The sequence below is a fragment of the Streptosporangium sp. NPDC000563 genome (assembly GCF_040299985.1).
In the GTDB taxonomy this organism is placed as follows: Bacteria; Actinomycetota; Actinomycetes; order Streptosporangiales; family Streptosporangiaceae; genus Streptosporangium.
On record NZ_JBEPDA010000002.1, the window covers coordinates 284,528 to 303,366 of the forward strand.

Here is an 18,839-nt window from a genome sequence, read left to right on the forward strand (position 1 = left end):
CTCACCCCCGCCACCACCCCCGCGGCGCCGCGTTCCGGCCGCGGGCCCTGCCGGACCTCGCCGCCCTCCTCCCCCACCGTGCCCTGACCGGCTGTTGACGGCCGCCCTCGAAACATTTACGTTACTTGCCACGAAATATCTCGGTAATCTTGGGAAAGTTTCGGAAAGCGGGTTTCCGCATGTCTCGACGCCACAGGGCACTGCTGGCACCGATCCTCACCCTCCCCCTCCTCGGAATCAGCCCATCCACCATGGAAAACGTCTCTCACGTCCGGGTGGACCACCACGGCGTTATGCAGCGGATCGACGGCTTCGGCTTCTCACAGGCGTTCCGGCGCAACGAGCTGGTCCGCGCGCTGCCCGTCGCCAAGCAGCGGGAGATCCTCGATCTGTGGCTCAGCCCCGAAAAGGGCGCGGGGCTCAGCATCCTGCGTCTGGGCATCGGCTCCTCCCCGGCGGGCAGCCCGTACGACCTGATGACCTCCATCCAGCCCGAGGATCCCGGCGGGCCGTCCGCGCCCCCGAGGTACGTCTGGGACGGCGACGACGGCGGCCAGGTATGGCTGGCCAAGGAGGCGAGGCGCTACGGCGTGAGCCGCTTCTACGCCGACGCCTGGAGCGCCCCCGGCTACATGAAGGACAACGGCTCCGACAGCGACGGCGGGAAACTGCTGCCGGAATGGCGGCAGGCGTACGCGAACTACCTGGTCCAGTACACGAAGTTCTACGCCAGGGAGGGCATCAGGATCACCGACCTCGGGTTCACCAACGAGCCCGACCTCACCGTCTCGTACGCCTCGATGCGGTTCACCCCCGCCGAGGCCGCCGAGTTCGTCAAGGTGCTCGGCCCGGTCGCGGCCCGCACCGGGCTCAAGGTGGTCTGCTGTGACGCCGCCGGCTGGGCCCGGCAGCGCGAGTACACCGCCGCCGTCGAGGCCGACCCCGTCGCGCGGCGGTGGGTCGCCACGCACGCCGGGCACCCCTACGTCAGCCCGGTGGACGGCCCGCTGCCCACCGACCGGCCCGTGTGGATGTCGGAGTGGTCGCCCGACGGGACCACCTGGAACGAGGCGTGGGACGACGGCAGCGGCTACGACGGCTTCGCGGTCGCCCGGCAGATCCACGACTCGCTCACCCTGGGCGGGGTGAGCGGCTACGTCTTCTGGTTCGGCGCCTCGCGCGGCACCACCCGGGGACTGATCCAGATCGACGAGGCCACCGCGACCTACCGCGTCTCCAAGCGCCTGTGGGCACTGGCCGCCTACAGCCGCTTCGTCCGCCCCGGCGCGGTCCGGCTCTCCGTCGCCGCGACCGACCCGGCGCTGAAGGTCACCGCCTTCCGCAACGCCGGGGGCGCCGGGGGCACCGGGGGCTCGGAGGTCGTCGAGATCCTCAACACCTCCACCGTCCCCGTCACCACCGAGATCACCACCCGGCCCGGCCGCGCCACCGCCTATCTGACCGACGGTGAGCACTCTCTCGCCGCCACCCCGCTGGCAGGGCTGCGGCCTTCCAGGAGCCTCACCCTCGCCCCGCGTTCCCTGACCACCGTCGTCGTGCGGTGACGCGCCCGTGCGAGAACACCGATCCTCGTAACGGACGAGACGGCCTCGTATCGCCTCACGGCCGGGACCGAGGGATCACGACACCCCCGGGAAACACCGGGGGGCACCGGGGGGCACCGGGGGGCACGAAGCGCCGGGCGGCGCGGCGGCGCGCGCCGCCCGGTTCTCCGGGCGCCCCCGACGGGAAATGTCGGTGCGATCTTCTAGGCTGGACCCATGGCACGAGCTAACGATGACGTCGCCGCCGCCCTGGAGGAATACGCCGAGCTGTTCGCGATGAACGGCGGCGACGCGTTCCGGGTCCGCAGTTACCAGAAGGCCGCCAAAGCGATCGCGGGGTTTCCCGACGACATCGGGGCCGTGCCCGTGCGGAGCGTCCCGGGGGTGGGCGAGGCGATCGCGAAGAAGGTCGAGGAATACCTGGAGCGAGGCGGCTTCCGGCAGCTCGACGACCTGCGGGAGAAGGTCCCCCAGGGGGTCAGGCGGCTGACCCGGGTGGCCTCGCTCGGGCCGAAGAAGGCCGTCTTCCTCTTCCAGGAGCTGGGCATCGACTCCCCCGAGGCGCTGGTGAAGGCCATCGGGGAGGGGCGCCTCGACGGCGTGAAGGGCTTCGGCGCCAAGACCGTGGAAAACCTCCTCAAGGGCGTCGAGCACCTCGCCGAGCACAGTGCCAGGATGCACACCGGGACGGCGATGGACCTGGCCGAGCGGGTCATCGCCTCGCTGCCGGGCGCCGAGCGGATCGCCTACGCCGGGTCGCTGCGCCGGATGAAGGACACCGTCGGCGACGTCGACATCCTCGCGGTCGGCCCCGAGTCCCTGATGGACGACTTCAAGGCGCAGCCCTATATCGCGGAGGTCGTCGCCTCGGGCGAGAAGAAGACCTCGATCCGCACCGCCCAGGGCGTCCAGGTCGACCTGCGCCTCATTCCCGCCGAGTCGTGGGGCGCCGCGATGATGTACTTCACGGGTTCCAAGGAGCACACCGTGCACCTGCGGGAGATCGTGGTGAAGAAGGGCTGGAAGCTGTCGGAGTACGGCCTGTTCGACGGCGACCGGGTGATCGCGGCCGCCTCCGAGGAGGAGGTCTTCGGGGCGCTCGGCATGGAGTGGATCCCGCCGACCCTGCGCGAGGACAACGGCGAGATCGCCGCCGCGCTCAGGCACGAGCTGCCCAGGCTGGTCACCGTCGAGGATCTCAGGGGCGACCTGCACACCCACACCGACCTGACCGACGGGATCGCCTCCCTGGAGGACATGGTCGCCGCCGCCGCGGCCCGCGGTTACTCCTACTACGCGGTGACCGACCACGCGCCCGACCTGGCGATGCACCGGATGAAGCTGGAAAAGGCCCTTCAGCAGCGCGAGCGGCTGCGCGAGCTGCAGAAGCAGTATCCGAAGACGCGGCTGCTGCACGGCAGCGAGCTGAACATCGCGCCCGACGGCTCGGTCGACTGGCCGGCCGAAGTGCTGGAGGGCTTCGACGTGTGCGTGGCCAGTGTCCACTCGCACTTCAACCAGTCGCGTGCGGAGATGACCCGGCGCTTCGTCGCCGCCTGCGAGAACCCGGGGGTGAACATCATCGGCCACCCGACCACCCGCAGGATCGGCATCCGCCCGCCGGTGGACGCCGACTGGGACGAGGTGTTCCGCGCCGCGGCCCGCACCGGCACCGCGATGGAGATCGACTCCTTCCCCGACCGTTCCGACCTCCCCGCCGACCTGGTGCGGCTGGCGCGCCACCACGGCGTGAAGTTCTCCGTCGACAGTGACGCCCACGCGGTTCCGCACCTGGGCAACCAGCGGTTCGGCATCGGCGTCGCCCAGCGCGGGTGGCTCACCGCCGACGACGTGATCAACACCTGGCCCCTGGAGCGGCTGCTCGCATTCCTCGGTCGCTGAGACGACGGCCGGTGTGTGCGAGGTGTGTCACCCTTCACGTATTGCCTATTTAAGTGGTAGGAAATAAAGGCAAGAGGTGACGCCGAACACCCATGAGCGAGTATCACCTTCGGAAAAGATCGCCGAGACCACCCCGCCCGGAAGGCGTGCCTACCATGTGAAATGGGAAGGTTACGCAGAGCGACGATCGGTGGGTCTCCGTGCCTCGTCGAGGAGACGTCCGAAAGACGCCGGAGGTCCTACGGAGGAAACGAGAGGGAAACGTGCCGAGGTGATGATGGCAACGCGTGTTCTCCCATTTTCCGCCAGGAGGCCCGACCGATGCGCCAGCTGACCGCGCTCGACGCGCAGTTCCTTCATGCCGAATCGGCGACCACGGCGGCCCACGTCGCAGGACTGGCCATCCTCGACCCCGCCTGCTCCAGGCTTGGAGCCCTCACCCGCGAGTGCCTGATCGGGCTGCTCCGCGAGCGGCTGCACCTGGCGCCGGCGCTGAGGCTGCGCCTGGCCACCGTGCCGTTCGGCCTCGACCGGCCGTACTGGACGGAAGACCCCGACTTCGACGTCGACGGCCACATCCACGAGGTGACCCTCGCGGGTCCCGGTGACGAGGCCCAGCTCGCCGAGACGGTGGCCAGGATCCACGAGCGGCATCTCGACCGGACCCGCCCGCTGTGGGAGATGCACCTCATCCACGGCCTGACCGGCGGCCGGGTCGCCCTGTACGCCAAGGTCCACCACTGCGCCATCGACGGGGTGTCGGGGGCCGAGCTGCTCGCGGCGCTGCTGGACCTGACACCCGAGCCCCGCGCCGTCGAGCCGCCGGCGCCCGGCCCGCGGACCACCGCCCCCGGCCTGGCCGGCATGCTCGCCGGGGCCGTGGCCAGGACGGTGCTCCAGCCCGCCAGGGCGCTGTACTCGCTGGGCCGGATGGCGACCGAGCTCGACACGATGCCGCTCACCTCGGCCCTGCCCGGCGCCCGCCAGGTGGCCGCCGCCACCAGGAGGATCGCGGGGAGGACGTCGGAGCCGTCCGAGGCACCCATGCTGACCGCGCCGCGCACCCCGTTCAACGGCCCGATCGGCCCCGAGCGGCGCTTCTCCTACGGGTCGATCCCGCTCGCGGACGTCAAGCGGGTGGCCAGGAGCGCGGGAGCCAGCGTCAACGACGTGGTCATGACGCTGTGCGCCTCCGCGCTGCGCGCGTGGCTGCACGAGCGCGACGCGCTGCCCGACCGGCCGCTGATCGCCGCGGTCCCGGTCGCGGTCCGCACCGCGAGCGCGCGGCAGGCGGTCGGCAACCAGATCTCCGTCATGGTCACCCCGATCCCGACCGACCTGGCCTGCCCCCGCGAGCGCCTGCGCGTCATGGCGGGCACCATGCTCGCCGCCAAGCGGCGCTTCGCCGGCGCCCCCACGGCCTGGCTGGGCGAGCTGTCGTCGCTGCTGCCCTCGGCCGTCACCGCGCTGGCGACCTCCGCGGTGTTCCGGCTGGCCTCGATCGTGCTGCCGCCGATCAACCTGATCGTCTCCAACGTGCCGGGCCCGCAGCTCCCGCTGTACCTGTGCGGAGCCAGGGTGCTCGCCTACCACCCCATGTCGGTGCTGACCGACGTGAGCGGCGGGGTCAACATCACCTGCTTCTCCTACGACGGCTCGCTCGACTTCGGCATCCTGTCCTGCCCTGACCGGGTGGCCGACGTGTGGCGGCTCATGGGCCACCTGCGGGAGGCGATGGACGAGCTGATCGCGCAGATCGATCCGCCCGCGCCGGCCGGGCGGATCGACCGGACGGAGCGGTCCCTGCCGGCCGGGGAGCCGGTCAGGGAGATGGTGCCCGCGTGAGCGCGGCGCGCGAGTGCCAGGCCCCGCGCCCACGTGATCGGTCAAGAAATAGAGTTGGCCCATGAGCTTTTCTGAGCTGAACCTGTTTCCTCTCTGCCTCGGCGGCAACGTCTTCGGCTGGACCGCCGACCGGGACGACTCCTTCGCCGTCCTGGACGCCTACGCCGAGGCGGGCGGAAACCTCATCGACACCGCGGACTCCTACTCCGTGTGGGTCCCCGGGCACGTCGGCGGGGAGTCGGAAACCGTGATCGGCGAGTGGATGGCCTCTCGCCGCAACCGCGACCGGATCGTGGTGGCGACCAAGGTGGGGTGGCCCCAGAGCAGCCGTCCGGGGCTGTCGGCGGCCAACATCCGCGCGGCGGCCGAGGACTCGCTCCGGCGGCTGCGTACGGACTACATCGACCTGTACTGGGCCCACATCGACGACGCGGACACTCCTCTGGAGGAGACCCTCGGCGCGTTCGACGAGCTGGTCACCGAGGGCAAGGTGCGCAACATCGGCGCCTCGAACTACAGCGCCGAGCGGCTCGCCCAGGCGCTCGCGATCTCCGAGGAGGCCGGTCTGGCCCGGTACGGGGTGCTGCAGCAGCACTACAACCTGCTGGAGCGCGACTACGAGGGCGCGCTGCGCGACGTGGTGGCCGAGGCAGGGCTGACCAGCACCCCCTACTACGGCCTGGCCCGTGGCTTCCTGACCGGCAAGTACCGGCCGGGGGTCACGGTGGACAGCCCGCGCGCGGGCGGGGCGGCAAAGTATCTGGAGACCGAGCGCGGCCCGCGGGTGCTCGACGCCCTGGACAAGATCGCCGCCGCCCACGACGCCGTCCCGGCCACCGTCGCGCTCGCCTGGCTGGCCGCCCAGCCCACGGTGGCCGCGCCGATCGCCAGCGCTCGTAACATCGAGCAGCTGCGGCCGCTGCTCGCCGTCGCCGACATGACGCTGTCGCAGGAGGAGCTGACCCTGCTGGACGAGGCCTCCCGCTAAGGAGCCTCTCGGCAGGAGCACGACGGTCCCGGTAAGGGGCGGGGTCCCACCGGAAGACGTGCAGGACTTCCGGTAGGGGCGTCCGGCGGGCCACGGGGCGTCCCGTGGCCCGCCGGGGACACATGGGAAAGGGCCCGGCCGCGAAGCGGCCGGGCCCCGGGTTCCCCGTACTTCCGTACGAGCCGTACGGGGGGTCGGTACGGGGGGGTCGGTACGGGGTGTCCTAGTGCGAGCTGGCCTTCTCGGCACCGATGCCGGTGAGCGAACGGACCTCGATCTCCGCGTACTTGTCCGAGTTGTACTCCTTGCTGAGGCGGGCGCCGATGAACCCGGCGAGGAAGCCGATCGGGATCGAGACGATGCCCGGGTTGCTCAGCGGGAACCAGGCGAAGTTCGCGTCGGGGAACAGCGCGGTGGCGCTGCCGGAGACGACCGGCGAGAAGATCACCAGGATCAGCGCGGAGGCCAGGCCGCCGTAGATGGCCGAGACCGCGCCCGCGGTGTTGAAGCGCTTCCAGAACAGGCTGTAGAGGATCGCGGGCAGGTTGCCCGAGGCCGCCACGGCGAAGGCGAGCGCGACCAGGAAGGCCACGTTCTGCCCCTGTGCGAGGATGCCGAGGCCGATGGAGACCGCGCCGATGACGAAGGCCGAGATCCTGGCGACCAGGACCTCCTCCTTGTCGGTGACGTTGCCGCGCTTGAACACGTGCGCGTACAGGTCGTGGGCGAAGGAGGAGCTCGACGCCAGTGTCAGGCCGGCGACGACCGCGAGGATCGTGGCGAAGGCGACCGCCGCGATGACGGCCAGCAGGATGGTGCCTCCCACCTCACCGAAGATCGCCTGGCCCACCGCCTCGGCGAGCATCGGGGCCGCCGTGTTACCCGCCTTGTCCTGCGCCACGATCGCCTCGCCGCCGACCAGGGCCGCCGCGCCGAAGCCGAGCACGAGGGTGAGGAGGTAGAAGGTGCCGATGATGCCGATGCCCCACAGGACCGACTTACGGGCCTCCTTGGCGGTGGGGACCGTGTAGAAGCGGATCAGGATGTGCGGCAGGCCGGCGGTGCCGAGGACCAGCGCGAGGCCCAGGCTGATCAGGTCGATCTTGCCGGCGAGGCCCTGCGCCTCGGTGCCGTACTTCAGGCCCGGCTCCAGGAAGGCCGCGCCCTTGCCGCTCTGGGTGGCGGCCTCGCCGAGCAGGCCCGAGAGGTTGAAGCCGTAGTGGCCGAGCACCAGCAGGGTGACCAGGGTCGCGCCGCCCATGAGCAGCACGGCCTTGACGATCTGCACCCAGGTGGTGCCCTTCATCCCGCCGACGACCACGTAGACGATCATCAGAACGCCGACGCCGACGATCGTGAGCGCCTTGCCCGTCGGCGAGGTGACGCCGAGCAGCAGGCCGACCAGCGCGCCGGCGCCGACCATCTGGGCGAGCAGGTAGAAGATCGACACCGTGATGGTGGAGACACCGGCCGCGGTGCGGACCGGGCGGGGGCTCATCCGGAAGGCCAGCACGTCGGCCATGGTGAACTTGCCGGAGTTGCGCATCAGCTCGGCGACGAGCAGCAGCGCCACCAGCCAGGCGACCAGGAAGCCGATCGAGTACAGGAAGCCGTCGTAGCCCGACAGGGCGATGATTCCGGCGATACCCAGGAAGCTCGCGGCCGACATGTAGTCGCCGCCGATGGCGAGACCGTTCTGCACGCCGCTGAAGGAGCGGCCACCGGCGTAGTAGTCGGTGGCGTCCTTGGTGTTGCGGCTCGCCCAGAAGGTGATGCCCAGCGTTCCCGCGACGAAGAGCAGGAACAGGATGGTGGAGAGGGTCTGGTGGCTCATTCGGTCTTCCCCTCGACTCCGTGGCGGATGTCGTCGGCCAGCGGATCGAGCTTCTTCTCGGCGAAACGGGAGTAGGCCCAGGCGATGCCGAACGTCGACACGAACTGGAGCAGACCGAAGATCAGCGCCACGTTGATGTTGCCGAAGACCTTCGCGCCCATGAAGTCGCGCGCCCAGCCCGACAGGACGACGTACAGCAGGTACCACGCGAGGAACGCCGCGGTCATCGGGAACGCCCAGGCCCGGAAACGCCTCTTCAACTCCTGGAACTGGTCGCTGGCCTGAATTTCTTCGTAGACCGATGAATCATGTTGCCTGGCGGTCACGGGACCTCCCAAAATGTGATCTGGATCACGGACAACGTAGGGCTGGACGCTACCCCCGGAGGAGACCCGCATGCGATCTCTTCGCCGAGGCGCCGCCGAGTCGCGTTCAGTTGGGTGGGGCTTGCGGTGAAAGGTCTGTATCGCGCGACGAACGGTCCCCGGGGAAGCCGTCCTCACCACCGTCTCGCCCGCAGGGCGTACGCCCCCGCGCCGCAGACCGTCAGGCCGACCACCGCGAGCAGAACGCGATAGTCGACGAGCGACACCAGCACGGCGCCGGCGAGCAGGGACGACAGCTGGGCGAACCCGATGAGGGACTCGAAGGCGGTGGAGACCCGGCCGACGAGGTGGCCCGGGCTGCGGCGCTGCACCAGGGTCGTCCTGGCCACCCCCTCCAGGGTCAGCCCGGCGCCCGCGACCATCATGGCCACCAGCACGACCGCCTCCGAGGGCACCGTCCAGCAGATGACCGCCATGCCGTACAGGCCGATACCCGCGCCGATCGCGAACAGCTCGCCCCGGCGCGCGATCACCGTGGAGCTCCGCAGTCCCCCGGCGACCGCCCCCAGGCCCATCGCGGTCGAGGTGAACGCGGTGAACTCCGGCGACCTGGCCAGGCCGTGCTCGATGACCGCGAAGATCAGCGACTCGGTCGCCCCGGCCAGTGCGAACATCAGGCAGAGCGCCAGGGCCGCGCGACGCAACGGCGGGTCGGCGCGCAGGTGGCGGGCCCCGGCCCAGAACTCCTCGCGCCAGCGCCCCGGCGGTGCCGGCGAGACGGGCGAGAGAGGTCTCGGCGCGGGGAGCATCGCGAAGACCCCCGCGGCGACGAGGAAAGTGATCATGTCGAACAGCACGAGCGCGCTGATCCCGAAGCCGGTGTAGACACCCACCCCCAGCAGCGGCCCGAACAGGCGCAACCCCTGCCGAGTGGTCTGCAGGGCGCCGTTCGCCTCGGCGAGCAGGTGCTCGGGCAGGATGGCCTTGATCAGCCCGCCGAGCGCGGAGAAGATCACCGCGTACGAGCAGCCCATCGCCGCGGACACCGGGTAGACCAGCCAGACCGTGCCCTGCCCGGTGACCGCGATCAGCGGGGTGAGCGAGATTCCCGACAGCAGGCAGGTGACGACGAGAAGTTTCCTGCGGTCGACCCGGTCGATGAGGTATCCGAAGCAGGGCGAGAAGCACAGGGGGACGGTGAAGAAGAACAGGGTCAGACCCGCGGCGGCGTCGGAGCCGGTGAGACTCTTGGCCAGGATGGCGGGCACCAGCAGCAGCGAGGCGTCGCCCAGCAGGCTGACGGCCATCCCGAAATAGACGAGCCGGAACCGGGGCCGACGCAGGACCTCCGGTATCACCGCTGACCGGCTGACCGGCGGACCGTCCCGTTCCCGGAGAGCACGGTGAACCGGTGCCGCGCGGTGAACCGGTGCGCCGTCCCGTTCCCGGAGAGCACGGTGAACCGGTGCCGCGCGGTGAACCGGTGCGCCGTCCCGCTCGCGGAGAGCCCCGTGGCCGACCGGCGTCCGGCCCGGTTCCCGGGTAGCACGGCAGTGGCGTCGCCGACCTCGGCGACCGCCTCGTCACCGGAGCCGGCACATACCAAAACTAGTTAGAACGACCGATATGTCGGTTCATAATCGTCATTCCGTCACAGCTCCTCGGAGCCGTCAAGAGGACCGTGGCCGCCAGTCCCCCCGGTCCAGGTTGAGGATCTCCGGGGTGTGCAGGCGCACCATCGTGCGAGCCACGTTCGGCGGGATACGCCCGGGCGTCAGCAGCGAGACCACCACCATGACGAGAAAGGCGATCGGCACCGTCCACGCGGCGGGCTGCGCCAGCAGGGCACCGACCAGGCCGGTGTACGGTCCCCCGCCGATCGTCAGCAGGACCGCACCGCAGGCGAGACCGCCACCGGCGAGCAGCCCCGCCATCGCACCCGCGGGAGTCAGCCGCCGCCACCAGATGCCCAGCACCAGCAGCGGGCAGAAGGAGGAGGCCGCCACCGCGAACGCCAGGCCGACGACGTCGGCGACCGGCAGCGAGCGGGCGAAGACCGCCAGAACCAGCGGAACGATCACGGCCAGCACCGCCGCCGCCCGGAACGACCGCACCCCTCCTTTGAGGATGTCCTGCCCGATCACCCCGGCGACCGAGACCGTGAGCCCCGAGGAGGTCGACAGGAACGCCGCGAACGCCCCGGCCGTCACCAGCGCCGTCAGCAGGTCCCCGGCCACACCGCCGACCAGCCGCCCGGGCAACGACAGGACCACCGTGTCACTGCCCTCCAACTCCGGGACGTAGATCCGGCCCAGCGCGCCGTAGACCGCCGGCAGCATGTAGAAGGCGCCGAGCAGCGACAGGACCACCAACGTCGTCCGCCGCGCCGCCCGGCCGTCGGGGTTGGTGTAGAAGCGGACCAGCACGTGCGGAAGCCCCATGGTGCCCAGGAAGGTCGCCAGGATCAGCGAGTAGGTCGAGTAGAGGCCGTACTCCCTGCCCGCCGACAGGGGCAGCGCCCACGAGGCCGCGTCCGCCGCGCTCAGCCCCGGCGCGCCACCGTCACGCCACGCCAGCAGCAGGAACACCAGCGGCACGGCGAGAGCGGTGAGCTTCAGCCAGTACTGGAACGCCTGCACGAACGTGATCGACCGCATGCCGCCCGACATGACGTTCACCGCGACCACGGCCGCCACCAGCAGGCCCCCCGCCCACTCGGGCGCTCCGGTGATGGCCCGCAGGACCAGGCCCGCGCTCTGGAACTGCGGCATCAGATACAGCCAGCCGATCAGCACGACCAGTACCCCGGCCATCCTCCGCACCGCCATCGACTCCAGCCGCGCCTCGGCGAAGTCGGGAAGCGTGTACGCGCCCGAGCGGCGCAACGGCGCGGAGACCAGCACGAGCAGCACCAGGTAGCCGCCCGTCCAGCCGACCGGCAGCCACAGCATGTCGGCGCCGAAGGTGAGGATCAGCCCCGCGATGCCCAGGAAACTCGCCGCCGACAGATACTCCCCGCCGATGGCGGAGGCGTTCCACAGCGGGGAGACCGTGCGGGAGGCGACGTAGAAGTCGGAGGTGGTCCGCGACAGCCTGAGCCCGAACGCGCCGATCAGCACGGCCGCCAGCACCACCAGCACGACGGCCGTCACCCCGTACGCGGTACTCAACGGGCCCTGTCCACCAGCTCGGCGAAGTGGCGCTCGTTCCGCTCCGCCTGCCGGACATACAGCCAGGCCCCGATCACGAACGCCGGGTAGATCAGGCCGCCCAGCACCGCCCAGGGCAGCGGGACCCCCAGCACGTGCAGCGCGCCCAGCTCCGGCACCAGCAGGAACACCACCGGCAGGCCCACCACCACGCACCCCAGCACCGTGCAGACGAACAGGGCCAGACGGAACTGGGTACGGATCAGCGAGCGCATGTAGACCTCGCCCAGCCGGGTCTGCTCGTCGATCTCGCGGGTGACCGGGTAACTGGGGTGGCGGGGAGCCGTCGTGCGAGGGCTGGTCACCACCTCGCGCCGCGGACGCTCCTCCTTGCGGGAGCGCTCGCCGTCCCTGCGCGGACGCTCGTCCTTACGCGGACGCTCGGCCTCCCCGCGCGACCGGTCGGCGTTCCGCCGGCGCGGCTCGGCCTCCTCGGGCCCGGCGTCGCCGCTCACTCCTGCCTGCCCTTGCGCGCCCTGCGGACCAGCAGGTCGCGCAGCTCGCGGGTGTGGCGGCGGCTGACCGGGATCTCGGTCTCGCCGATGCGGACCACGCAGCGTCCCGAGTCGATGTGCAGCTCGTCGATGTGCTTGACCGCGACCAGGTGACTGCGGTGCACCCGTACGAACCCCGCCGAGGACCAGCGCTCCTCCAGTGTCGCCAGCGAGATCCGCACGAGATGGCTGCCACCCGCGGTGTGCAGCCGGGCGTAGTCGCCCTGGGCCTCCACGTAGCGGACCTCGGTGCTGGCCACGAACCTGGTGACGCCGCCGAGCTCCACCGGGATGGTGTCGGGGTCGGCGCGGCCGGAGCCCTCGACCTCCGGCAGCTCCGCGGAGACGAACACCCTGCGGATCGCCTCGGCCAGCCGCTCCGGCCGCACCGGCTTGAGCAGGTAGTCCTCGGCCTTGATCTCGAAGGCGTCGACCGCGTGCTCCTCGTAGGCCGTCACGAAGACCACCCGGGGCGGGTTGGCGAACTGCGACAGCAGACGGCCGAGCACCACCCCGTCCAGGCCGCGCATCCGGATGTCGAGGAAGACCGCGTCGATCGGCCTCCCGTCGGCGATCGCCCGGTCCAGGACGCGCAGCGCCGCGGCCCCGTCCCTGGCCAGGGAGACCTCTCCGATACGGGGATCGTCCCGAAGGAGGTAGGCCAGGTCCTCCAGCGCGGGAAGCTCGTCGTCCACCGCAAGGACACGCAGGCCGGTCACGCTCACTCCTCCGGGTCGTTCGCGAGGGAATTTCTAGAGGGTGATGAATCAGACATCGCCTGTCAACTTCGCGGGATGAGGGGAAGATCCGGACCGGAGGCGGGCTCACCGGACGGAGACACCGGGATGGTACTTGGGCAGGCGGACGCTGACCTTCGTCCCCGCCCCCTTCGCCGTCTCCACCACCAGGCCGTACTCGTCACCGTAGACCTGGCGCAACCGCTCGTCCACGTTGACCAGCCCCACTCCCCCGGCCCCCGAACGCTCGTCGGCGGCACCGGCGAGGATACGGCGCAGGCGGTCGGGCTCCATGCCCACGCCGTCGTCCTCCACGCTGATCCGGCACTCGGCCCCGGCGTCCTCGGCGACGATCGAGATGCGCCCGATCCCGGGCTTGCTCTCCAGGCCGTGCTGGACCGCGTTCTCCACCAGGGGCTGCAGGCACAGGAACGGCACCGCGACCGCGAGCACCTCGGGGGCGATGCGCAACGTCACCTGCAGCTGGTCGCCGAAGCGGGCCCGTTCCAGGGTGAGGTAGCGGTCGATGGAACGCAGTTCCTCGGCCAGCGTGGTGAACTCCCCGTGCCTGCGGAAGGAGTAGCGGGTGAAGTCGGCGAACTCCAGCAGCAGCTCGCGGGAGCGGTTGGGGTCGGTACGGACGAAGCTGGCGATCGTCGTCAGCGAGTTGTAGATGAAGTGCGGGGAGATCTGCGCGCGCAGCGCCCGGACCTCGGCCTCCATCAGGCGCGTTCTCGACCGGTCGAGCTCGGCCAGCTCCAGCTGCGAGTCGACCCAGTTCGCGACCTCGTGGGCGGCCCTGACCAGCCCCGCCGAGGCGTGCCCGCCGTACGCGGCGAGCGAGCCCACCACCCTGCCGTCGGTGGTGAGCGGCACCACCACGGCGAACCTGATCGGGCACTCGGGCAGGTCGCACGAGACGACCTCGGGGCCCAGGACGCGGGTCCGGCCTCCGGAAAGCGTCTTGGCGGCGTGGGCGAACGCCTCGCGGGCGTGGTGGTCGCCCTCGCCGTCGTAGACCAGCAGCCGCTCCTCGTCGGTGACCGCCAGCGCCGGGGAGCCCAGCAGCTCCCGAAGGTAGCGGGACGCCTTCTGCGCCCCCGCCTCGGTCAGCCCCGCCCGCAACGGCGGCGCGGCCAGGGACGCGGTGTGCAGGGTCTCGAACGTGGCCCGCTCGGCGGGGCTGCTGCCCAGCTCCCTGCGGCCGCGCAGCACCCGCCACAGCACCAGGGCGGGTACGCCGATCAGCGCGGCGACCACCAACACGGCGACGAGGGGTTCCACGCTCCGGACCTTATACGTCCGGTCACGCCCGCGCCTCGTTCATGGAGATCACGGCCGTCGCCTTTACGATGTAGATTAAATTCTGCCCGCCGGGGACGGAGACCTGTCCTCGCAGGTGGTGAGGCGCGCGGGTGGTGAGGCGCCTCTCAGTCCCGCTCCCGCCCCGGGGCGGGGGTGAAGTCGGCGGCCTGATCCGGCCGGTAGACGCCTTCCGCGCCCACCTGGGCGGCGTGGACCCCCTCGTCGGGGGCGTACAGGCGAATCTGGACGCCGTCGGGGTCGACGAAGCCCAGCGCGTGGCCGGCGGACGCCTTGATGATCGGGCTGTGCGGGACGCCGAGCCCGTCCAGACGGGCGACCCAGGCCTCAAGCCCGTCAAGGGTGACCTGGAGCGCGAAGGGGTCGGCGTCGAAGAGCGCCTTGGCCAGGGAGGGGTTCTCGCGCAGCGCGATCTGGAAGGCCGCACCGGGGACCGTGAAGCTCATGCCCCTGATCACGCCGTCCTCGTCCTGGAAGCTGGTGTGGTGTTCCAGCCCCAGGACCTTCTCGTACCAGGAACGGCTCCGCTCCAGGTCACTCACCCAGATCTTGAGGTGGTGCACACCGGTCATTACGGCGTTCAACTCGTCTCCTCGGGGGGCCTGCGTCGTCGTGACGGTCGTGGTGAAACGGTGGTCGCGGAAGGGCGGCGGCCCTCCGCGTGCCCGAGATCAGAATAGTTCGCCCTCCGGCCCGGCATCCTGGACCTGACAGGACGTCCGGCGGCGGCAAGCTCCGGGTGGGCGGAGAGGAGGGGGTCCGCCGCCCACCCGGAAACGGTCAGATTACCCCGGCAGACATGAGTTTGGCTCGCTTGTGCGCACAGGTATCGGTCCGATCTCCGCGGACCCGACGGCCCAGTCGGGCAGACCGTCGCGCCGGAACTCCCCGACGGTCCGCTTGAGGACCCCCCATCATGCCCCGCGAGGCAGTTCCGAGGGGGTTTGGGGGACGCTTCGGGGGACATGGGCGGGCCGCCCTCGCGAATCGCCGAGAGCGGCCCTTTCCGTGCTACCGGGCATCTACTTCCTCTTGCCCCGCCGCAGGACGCGCAGGACGACCAGGACGAGCGCGGCGAAGGCAGCGACCGTCACGACGGGACGCTTGCTCGCCTCGGTCGTGACCCTGCCCGCCGCGTCCTTGATCTCGGCGGGAGTCGCCTCCCTCACCCTGCCGACGACCTCGGGAGCCGCCTCCTTCACCCGGCCGACCATCTCGGGAGCGGCCACCTTCACCCGCTCCACCATCTCGGTGGCCGTGGTGGCGGTCGCCGCCCCCACCTTGCGCAGGTCGTCGCCCACCTGGGCGGCGGTCTCCTGAATACGGCCCTTGACGTCGGTCTTGTGCACCAGTGCCTCCACTGTGTCGCCCAGTTCGCGGCGGGCGTCCTCGATGTCCCGCCGCAACGTTTCCGTGTCGTTCCCGTCGTCTCCGACGATCTTTCCGATCTTCGCCGCTTCCGTCGCTCCCGCTGCCCCGACACCGGTACCGCCGGTGTTGGCGTACGGGGTGGTCGCCGCCGTCGTCTCCGGGACGACGACGGGTGCCGCGCCCTCCCGGAGCGGGGACGTGCCGTCACGCCCCGGCTCCGAAGCGCCGAGGCCCTCTCGGGATGTGCCCTCCGGCTGGTTCGGCGGGATGTTCAGCGATCCGCTCTCGTCCGGCGTGATCGGCTCGTCGACACCCTTCCTGCGAGATCCGGTGGTTCCGGCGTCCGGCTCAAGCCGGCCGGGTCCGCCCGGGTCTGTCTCGGTCATCGGTGCGCCCTCTCTTTCACCGCGTCGATGTCGTCCTTGACGCTCTCGATGGTCCGTACGGGGGTGGGCGGGGCGGCTTCGGCGACCTGGCGCTTGCCGAAGAACCCGAGCGCGCCGGCCACGACCAGCAGCACCCCGCCCACCAGCGCGGCCGCCGCCCAGGCGGGCATGACCTGCGCGAGCAGCAGGATCACCGCGGCGACCAGGGCCGCGGCCCCGAAGAGGGCGACGATCCCCGCTCCGCCGAACAGCCCCACGCCGATCCCGGCGTGCCTGCCCTTCTCCGTGAGCTCCGCTTTGGCCAGGCGCAGTTCGTCCCTGACGAGACGCGAGACCTGCTCCGACATCTGCCGGATCAGCTCGGACGTCGGCAGTGACTCCTTGGTGTTGGTCATGGACTGCCTCCTCCCTCACAGCAAGGGGACGTCTACCCTCCCCTCCCCCGGCAAACATGGGCCTGGCTGCGATGATCACAGAGGGCTCGGGGGCGTCACCGTGCCGTATCCCATGGCGAACCACTCCATGGCCCGCATTTGATCCGTTTTTGATTTCGAGCCGGGACACCCGCGGCCCGGGCGGACACGGCGGCGATCATGACGACCCGGTCCGGGGATCCGGGATCACGGCGGTCCGCCAGGAAACCCCGGCCACCCCTCGGCCGGCGAGGCCGGACGCCTCGGCGGAGCGGCACCGCCACCCACGCGTCCGGTGCGGGTGGACACCTCGATCGCTCTCACCCCCGGGATGCGTCATGATCATAGGGAGGCCCGCGTGTCCGAGTGGTGGAAAAGTAGAGGTACGGGCGAAGATGAGCCTCTTGGGATAGTGCGGGGCACGATGAACACGAGCAGGAAGGCGGCACGCTAGAGATGGCACAGATCGTCGGCGGCGGCAGCCCGGTCAACGACGCCGAGCGACGGGTCATCGCACACCTGCGAGACAACGCCCCGGACGACTGGCTGCTGCTGCACAACATCGAGGTGCCCCGCGGAGACGACATCTTCGAGGTGGACGTGATCGTCCTGACCGGCCACTCGCTCTGCGTCATCGACGTCAAGGGCACCCGCGGCCGGATCGAGGTCGCCGGGACCCGCTGGTTCCCGCTGCGGCGTGAGGCGTTCGGCTCCCCCGTCGCCAAGCTGCGCGGCAACGGGCGCGCCCTGAAGGGCCTGCTCACCCAGGAGCGCCGCGAGCTGGACCGGGTCTACGTCGACAGCCTCGTGGTGCTCACCGGCCCCGACGCCGAACTGGTCGACCCCGCGGGCCGCGACTCGCGGCACGTCACCGACCTCGCCGGGCTGATCGACACGCTGAGCGACGTCTCCCGCGTCAGGCGCGGCCACACCACCGACACCGCGCCGTACGGCACCGCGATCATCGAGGCGCTCAACGGGAGCGTGCGGCGCTCCACGGCACCGCCACGCTTCGGCAGCTGGGAGGTGGAGGAGCAGCTGGGCGGCGACAACCGGGTCACCGAGTACCGCGCGATCAACGCGACGGTCCCCGGCAGCGAGACGGTCCTGCTGCGCGTCTACCGGGCGGACCCGCTGGCGCAGGAGGAGCCGAGGGCTGCGGAGCGACGGCTGATCACCAACGCCTACCAGGCCCTCACCAGGATCCCCCCGCACCCGTGCGTGGTGCGCGCCCGCGACTTCTTCGCCATCGACGACGAGAGCCGGTTCGTGCTCGTCCTCGACGACGTGCACGGCCAGGCGCTGCACCTGCACCTCACCGCCTCCCCGCCCACGCTCTCCACCGCCGCCCGGCTGGACGTGGTGGAGGACATGCTTCGCGGCCTGGCCCACGTCCACGCCAACAACGTGATCCACCGGGCGCTCAGCCCCGCGTGCGTGCTGGTGACGGAGGAGGGCCGGGCCATGCTCACCGGGTTCGACTACGCCAAGCCGGGGCCCCGCGCCCACACCGTGGCCAACGAGCTGCCCAACGTCCTCGACACCCACTACGCCGCTCCCGAGTGCCAGGCCATGCCCGTGCGGGTGACGGCCGCCTCCGACGTGTACGCGGCCGGGGTGATCGCCTTCCAGCTGCTGACCGGGAGGCTCCCGCCGATCACCCCCGACGCCGAGCCCGCCGCCGCCTCCGGCGAGGCGTCCGTGGAGGTGATGGACCTGCTGCGGCGCATGCGCGACCACGCGACGCACAAGCGTCCCAGCGCCGCCGAGGCCCTCGCCGACCTGCGGCGGGCCCGACGCCCCCGCCCGCCGGAGCCCGCCGGCCCGATCCCCTCCCCGCGGCATCTCGCCGCGGCACCGGATCCCGCCGGATCGGACGCCCGCCCCCGGGACCTCCCGCCCCGGGAAGCCCTCCCCCAGGAGGTCCGGCCACAGCAGCACACCGGCCTCCCCCAGAGCCAGGCCCCGCGGAACTCGGACTCTCCGGAGCCGGACCCTCCGGGCAGCACCGGCGCGGCGGGCACCGTGCCGGCGGGCGTCGGGCGACCAGAGGATCGCGGGCCGGAGGACCTCCCTCACCAGACCCGCCCTCAGGCTCCCGCGCGGTCCGAGGACGAGCGCCCCGAGAGCCCGCCCGCAGCGGAGACGCTGCTCGGCAGGCTCAGGACGGGACTACGGCGCATCACCGGCAAGAAGCCGTGAAGGCGAATCGGCCGCCCACCGTCGTCCGGGCCTGAGCCCGGCGCGGGCGAGGTCAGCGGCGGCGGGTGGGGCCGCCGCGGAAGCGGTCGAGGAGTCCGCGCAGCCTCTGCTGGTTGCGCGGGTCGCGGGCCATGGTCTTGGCCTTCTCCATGTTCCGCCGTCCCTGCGGGGTGCTCAGGTAGCGTCGGACCCGGTCGATCAGCGATGCCATGGTGCCCTCCATCTGTCGGAGACCTCCGACTAC

The 18,839-nt window shown here is 71.1% G+C and carries 16 protein-coding genes; 5 read left to right on the plus strand and 11 right to left on the minus strand.

Annotated elements, in window-relative coordinates; genetic code table 11:
* Window positions 1-251 precede the first annotated feature (251 nt).
* The 4 genes from ABT352_RS09675 (at window position 252) to ABT352_RS09690 (ending at window position 6,300) form a co-directional block, all read left to right on the plus strand.
* On the plus strand, window positions 252-1,565 hold the full coding sequence (locus ABT352_RS09675; RefSeq protein WP_350943932.1) for a glycoside hydrolase family 30 protein: 1,314 nt from the start codon (window positions 252-254) through the stop codon (window positions 1,563-1,565).
* Between the two features lie 216 nt (window positions 1,566-1,781).
* Window positions 1,782-3,467 carry a DNA polymerase/3'-5' exonuclease PolX gene (gene polX, locus ABT352_RS09680; RefSeq protein ID WP_350943934.1) on the plus strand — a complete coding sequence of 562 codons (1,686 nt, stop codon included), beginning with the start codon at window positions 1,782-1,784 and terminating at the stop codon, window positions 3,465-3,467.
* Between the two features lie 321 nt (window positions 3,468-3,788).
* Window positions 3,789-5,312: a WS/DGAT/MGAT family O-acyltransferase gene (locus tag ABT352_RS09685; protein WP_350943936.1), complete on the plus strand. Its 1,524-nt coding sequence runs from the start codon at window positions 3,789-3,791 to the stop codon at window positions 5,310-5,312.
* A gap of 61 nt (window positions 5,313-5,373) precedes the next feature.
* Complete coding sequence (locus ABT352_RS09690) at window positions 5,374-6,300, plus strand: aldo/keto reductase (protein WP_350943937.1); 927 nt, start codon at window positions 5,374-5,376, stop codon at window positions 6,298-6,300.
* Between the two features lie 223 nt (window positions 6,301-6,523).
* Here ABT352_RS09690 and ABT352_RS09695 read toward each other — a convergent pair whose 3' ends face one another.
* The 10 genes from ABT352_RS09695 to ABT352_RS09740 all read right to left on the minus strand — a co-directional run bounded on the left by ABT352_RS09695 (window position 6,524) and on the right by ABT352_RS09740 (window position 16,375).
* Window positions 6,524-8,134, minus strand: coding sequence for a monocarboxylic acid transporter (locus ABT352_RS09695; RefSeq protein ID WP_350943938.1), 1,611 nt, complete (start codon window positions 8,132-8,134; stop codon window positions 6,524-6,526).
* On the minus strand, window positions 8,131-8,460 hold the full coding sequence (locus ABT352_RS09700; protein WP_350943939.1) for a DUF485 domain-containing protein: 330 nt from the start codon (window positions 8,458-8,460) through the stop codon (window positions 8,131-8,133). The genes ABT352_RS09695 and ABT352_RS09700 overlap by 4 nt, the downstream gene beginning before the upstream one ends.
* A 173-nt stretch (window positions 8,461-8,633) precedes the next feature.
* Window positions 8,634-9,818: an MFS transporter gene (locus tag ABT352_RS09705; RefSeq protein WP_350943940.1), complete on the minus strand. Its 1,185-nt coding sequence runs from the start codon at window positions 9,816-9,818 to the stop codon at window positions 8,634-8,636.
* Window positions 9,819-10,130: 312 nt separating this feature from the next.
* Window positions 10,131-11,630, minus strand: coding sequence for a sodium/solute symporter (locus ABT352_RS09710; protein ID WP_350943941.1), 1,500 nt, complete (start codon window positions 11,628-11,630; stop codon window positions 10,131-10,133).
* Window positions 11,627-12,124 (minus strand): AI-2E family transporter, encoded by a 498-nt coding sequence (locus ABT352_RS09715; protein WP_350943943.1) that lies wholly within the window; start codon window positions 12,122-12,124, stop codon window positions 11,627-11,629. The genes ABT352_RS09710 and ABT352_RS09715 overlap by 4 nt, the downstream gene beginning before the upstream one ends.
* On the minus strand, window positions 12,121-12,882 hold the full coding sequence (locus ABT352_RS09720) for a LytR/AlgR family response regulator transcription factor (RefSeq protein ID WP_350943945.1): 762 nt from the start codon (window positions 12,880-12,882) through the stop codon (window positions 12,121-12,123). The genes ABT352_RS09715 and ABT352_RS09720 overlap by 4 nt, the downstream gene beginning before the upstream one ends.
* A 105-nt stretch (window positions 12,883-12,987) precedes the next feature.
* Window positions 12,988-14,184 carry a sensor histidine kinase gene (locus ABT352_RS09725; protein WP_350943946.1) on the minus strand — a complete coding sequence of 399 codons (1,197 nt, stop codon included), beginning with the start codon at window positions 14,182-14,184 and terminating at the stop codon, window positions 12,988-12,990.
* 146 nt (window positions 14,185-14,330) lie between these two features.
* Entirely contained in the window at window positions 14,331-14,807 is a 477-nt protein-coding gene (locus ABT352_RS09730; RefSeq protein WP_350943948.1) for a VOC family protein, read from the minus strand.
* Between the two features lie 438 nt (window positions 14,808-15,245).
* The gene (locus ABT352_RS09735) at window positions 15,246-15,980 is read right to left on the minus strand and encodes a DUF3618 domain-containing protein (protein ID WP_350943949.1); all 735 of its coding nucleotides are present in this window, start codon (window positions 15,978-15,980) and stop codon (window positions 15,246-15,248) included.
* Window positions 15,977-16,375: a phage holin family protein gene (locus ABT352_RS09740; RefSeq protein ID WP_350943950.1), complete on the minus strand. Its 399-nt coding sequence runs from the start codon at window positions 16,373-16,375 to the stop codon at window positions 15,977-15,979. The genes ABT352_RS09735 and ABT352_RS09740 overlap by 4 nt, the downstream gene beginning before the upstream one ends.
* A 474-nt stretch (window positions 16,376-16,849) precedes the next feature.
* On the opposite strand from ABT352_RS09740, the gene mads6 reads away from it, so the two are divergent.
* Entirely contained in the window at window positions 16,850-18,595 is a 1,746-nt protein-coding gene (mads6, locus tag ABT352_RS09745; protein WP_350943951.1) for a methylation-associated defense system protein kinase MAD6, read from the plus strand.
* A 52-nt stretch (window positions 18,596-18,647) separates the two neighbouring features.
* Here mads6 and ABT352_RS09750 read toward each other — a convergent pair whose 3' ends face one another.
* Window positions 18,648-18,806 (minus strand): hypothetical protein, encoded by a 159-nt coding sequence (locus ABT352_RS09750; RefSeq protein ID WP_350943952.1) that lies wholly within the window; start codon window positions 18,804-18,806, stop codon window positions 18,648-18,650.
* Window positions 18,807-18,839 lie beyond the last annotated feature (33 nt).

What these genes read in the sequence shown, in the direction of transcription:
- ABT352_RS09695 (WP_350943938.1), bottom strand. Translation starts at nt 8,134, where the DNA reads ATGAGCCACCAGACCCTCTCCACCATCCTGTTCCTGCTCTTCGTCGCG.
- ABT352_RS09735 (WP_350943949.1), bottom strand. Translation starts at nt 15,980, where the DNA reads ATGACCGAGACAGACCCGGGCGGACCCGGCCGGCTTGAGCCGGACGCC.
- ABT352_RS09685 (WP_350943936.1), top strand. Translation starts at nt 3,789, where the DNA reads ATGCGCCAGCTGACCGCGCTCGACGCGCAGTTCCTTCATGCCGAATCG.
- ABT352_RS09740 (WP_350943950.1), bottom strand. Translation starts at nt 16,375, where the DNA reads ATGACCAACACCAAGGAGTCACTGCCGACGTCCGAGCTGATCCGGCAG.
- mads6 (WP_350943951.1), top strand. Translation starts at nt 16,850, where the DNA reads ATGGCACAGATCGTCGGCGGCGGCAGCCCGGTCAACGACGCCGAGCGA.
- ABT352_RS09750 (WP_350943952.1), bottom strand. Translation starts at nt 18,806, where the DNA reads ATGGCATCGCTGATCGACCGGGTCCGACGCTACCTGAGCACCCCGCAG.
- polX (WP_350943934.1), top strand. Translation starts at nt 1,782, where the DNA reads ATGGCACGAGCTAACGATGACGTCGCCGCCGCCCTGGAGGAATACGCC.
- ABT352_RS09690 (WP_350943937.1), top strand. Translation starts at nt 5,374, where the DNA reads ATGAGCTTTTCTGAGCTGAACCTGTTTCCTCTCTGCCTCGGCGGCAAC.
- ABT352_RS09675 (WP_350943932.1), top strand. Translation starts at nt 252, where the DNA reads ATGGAAAACGTCTCTCACGTCCGGGTGGACCACCACGGCGTTATGCAG.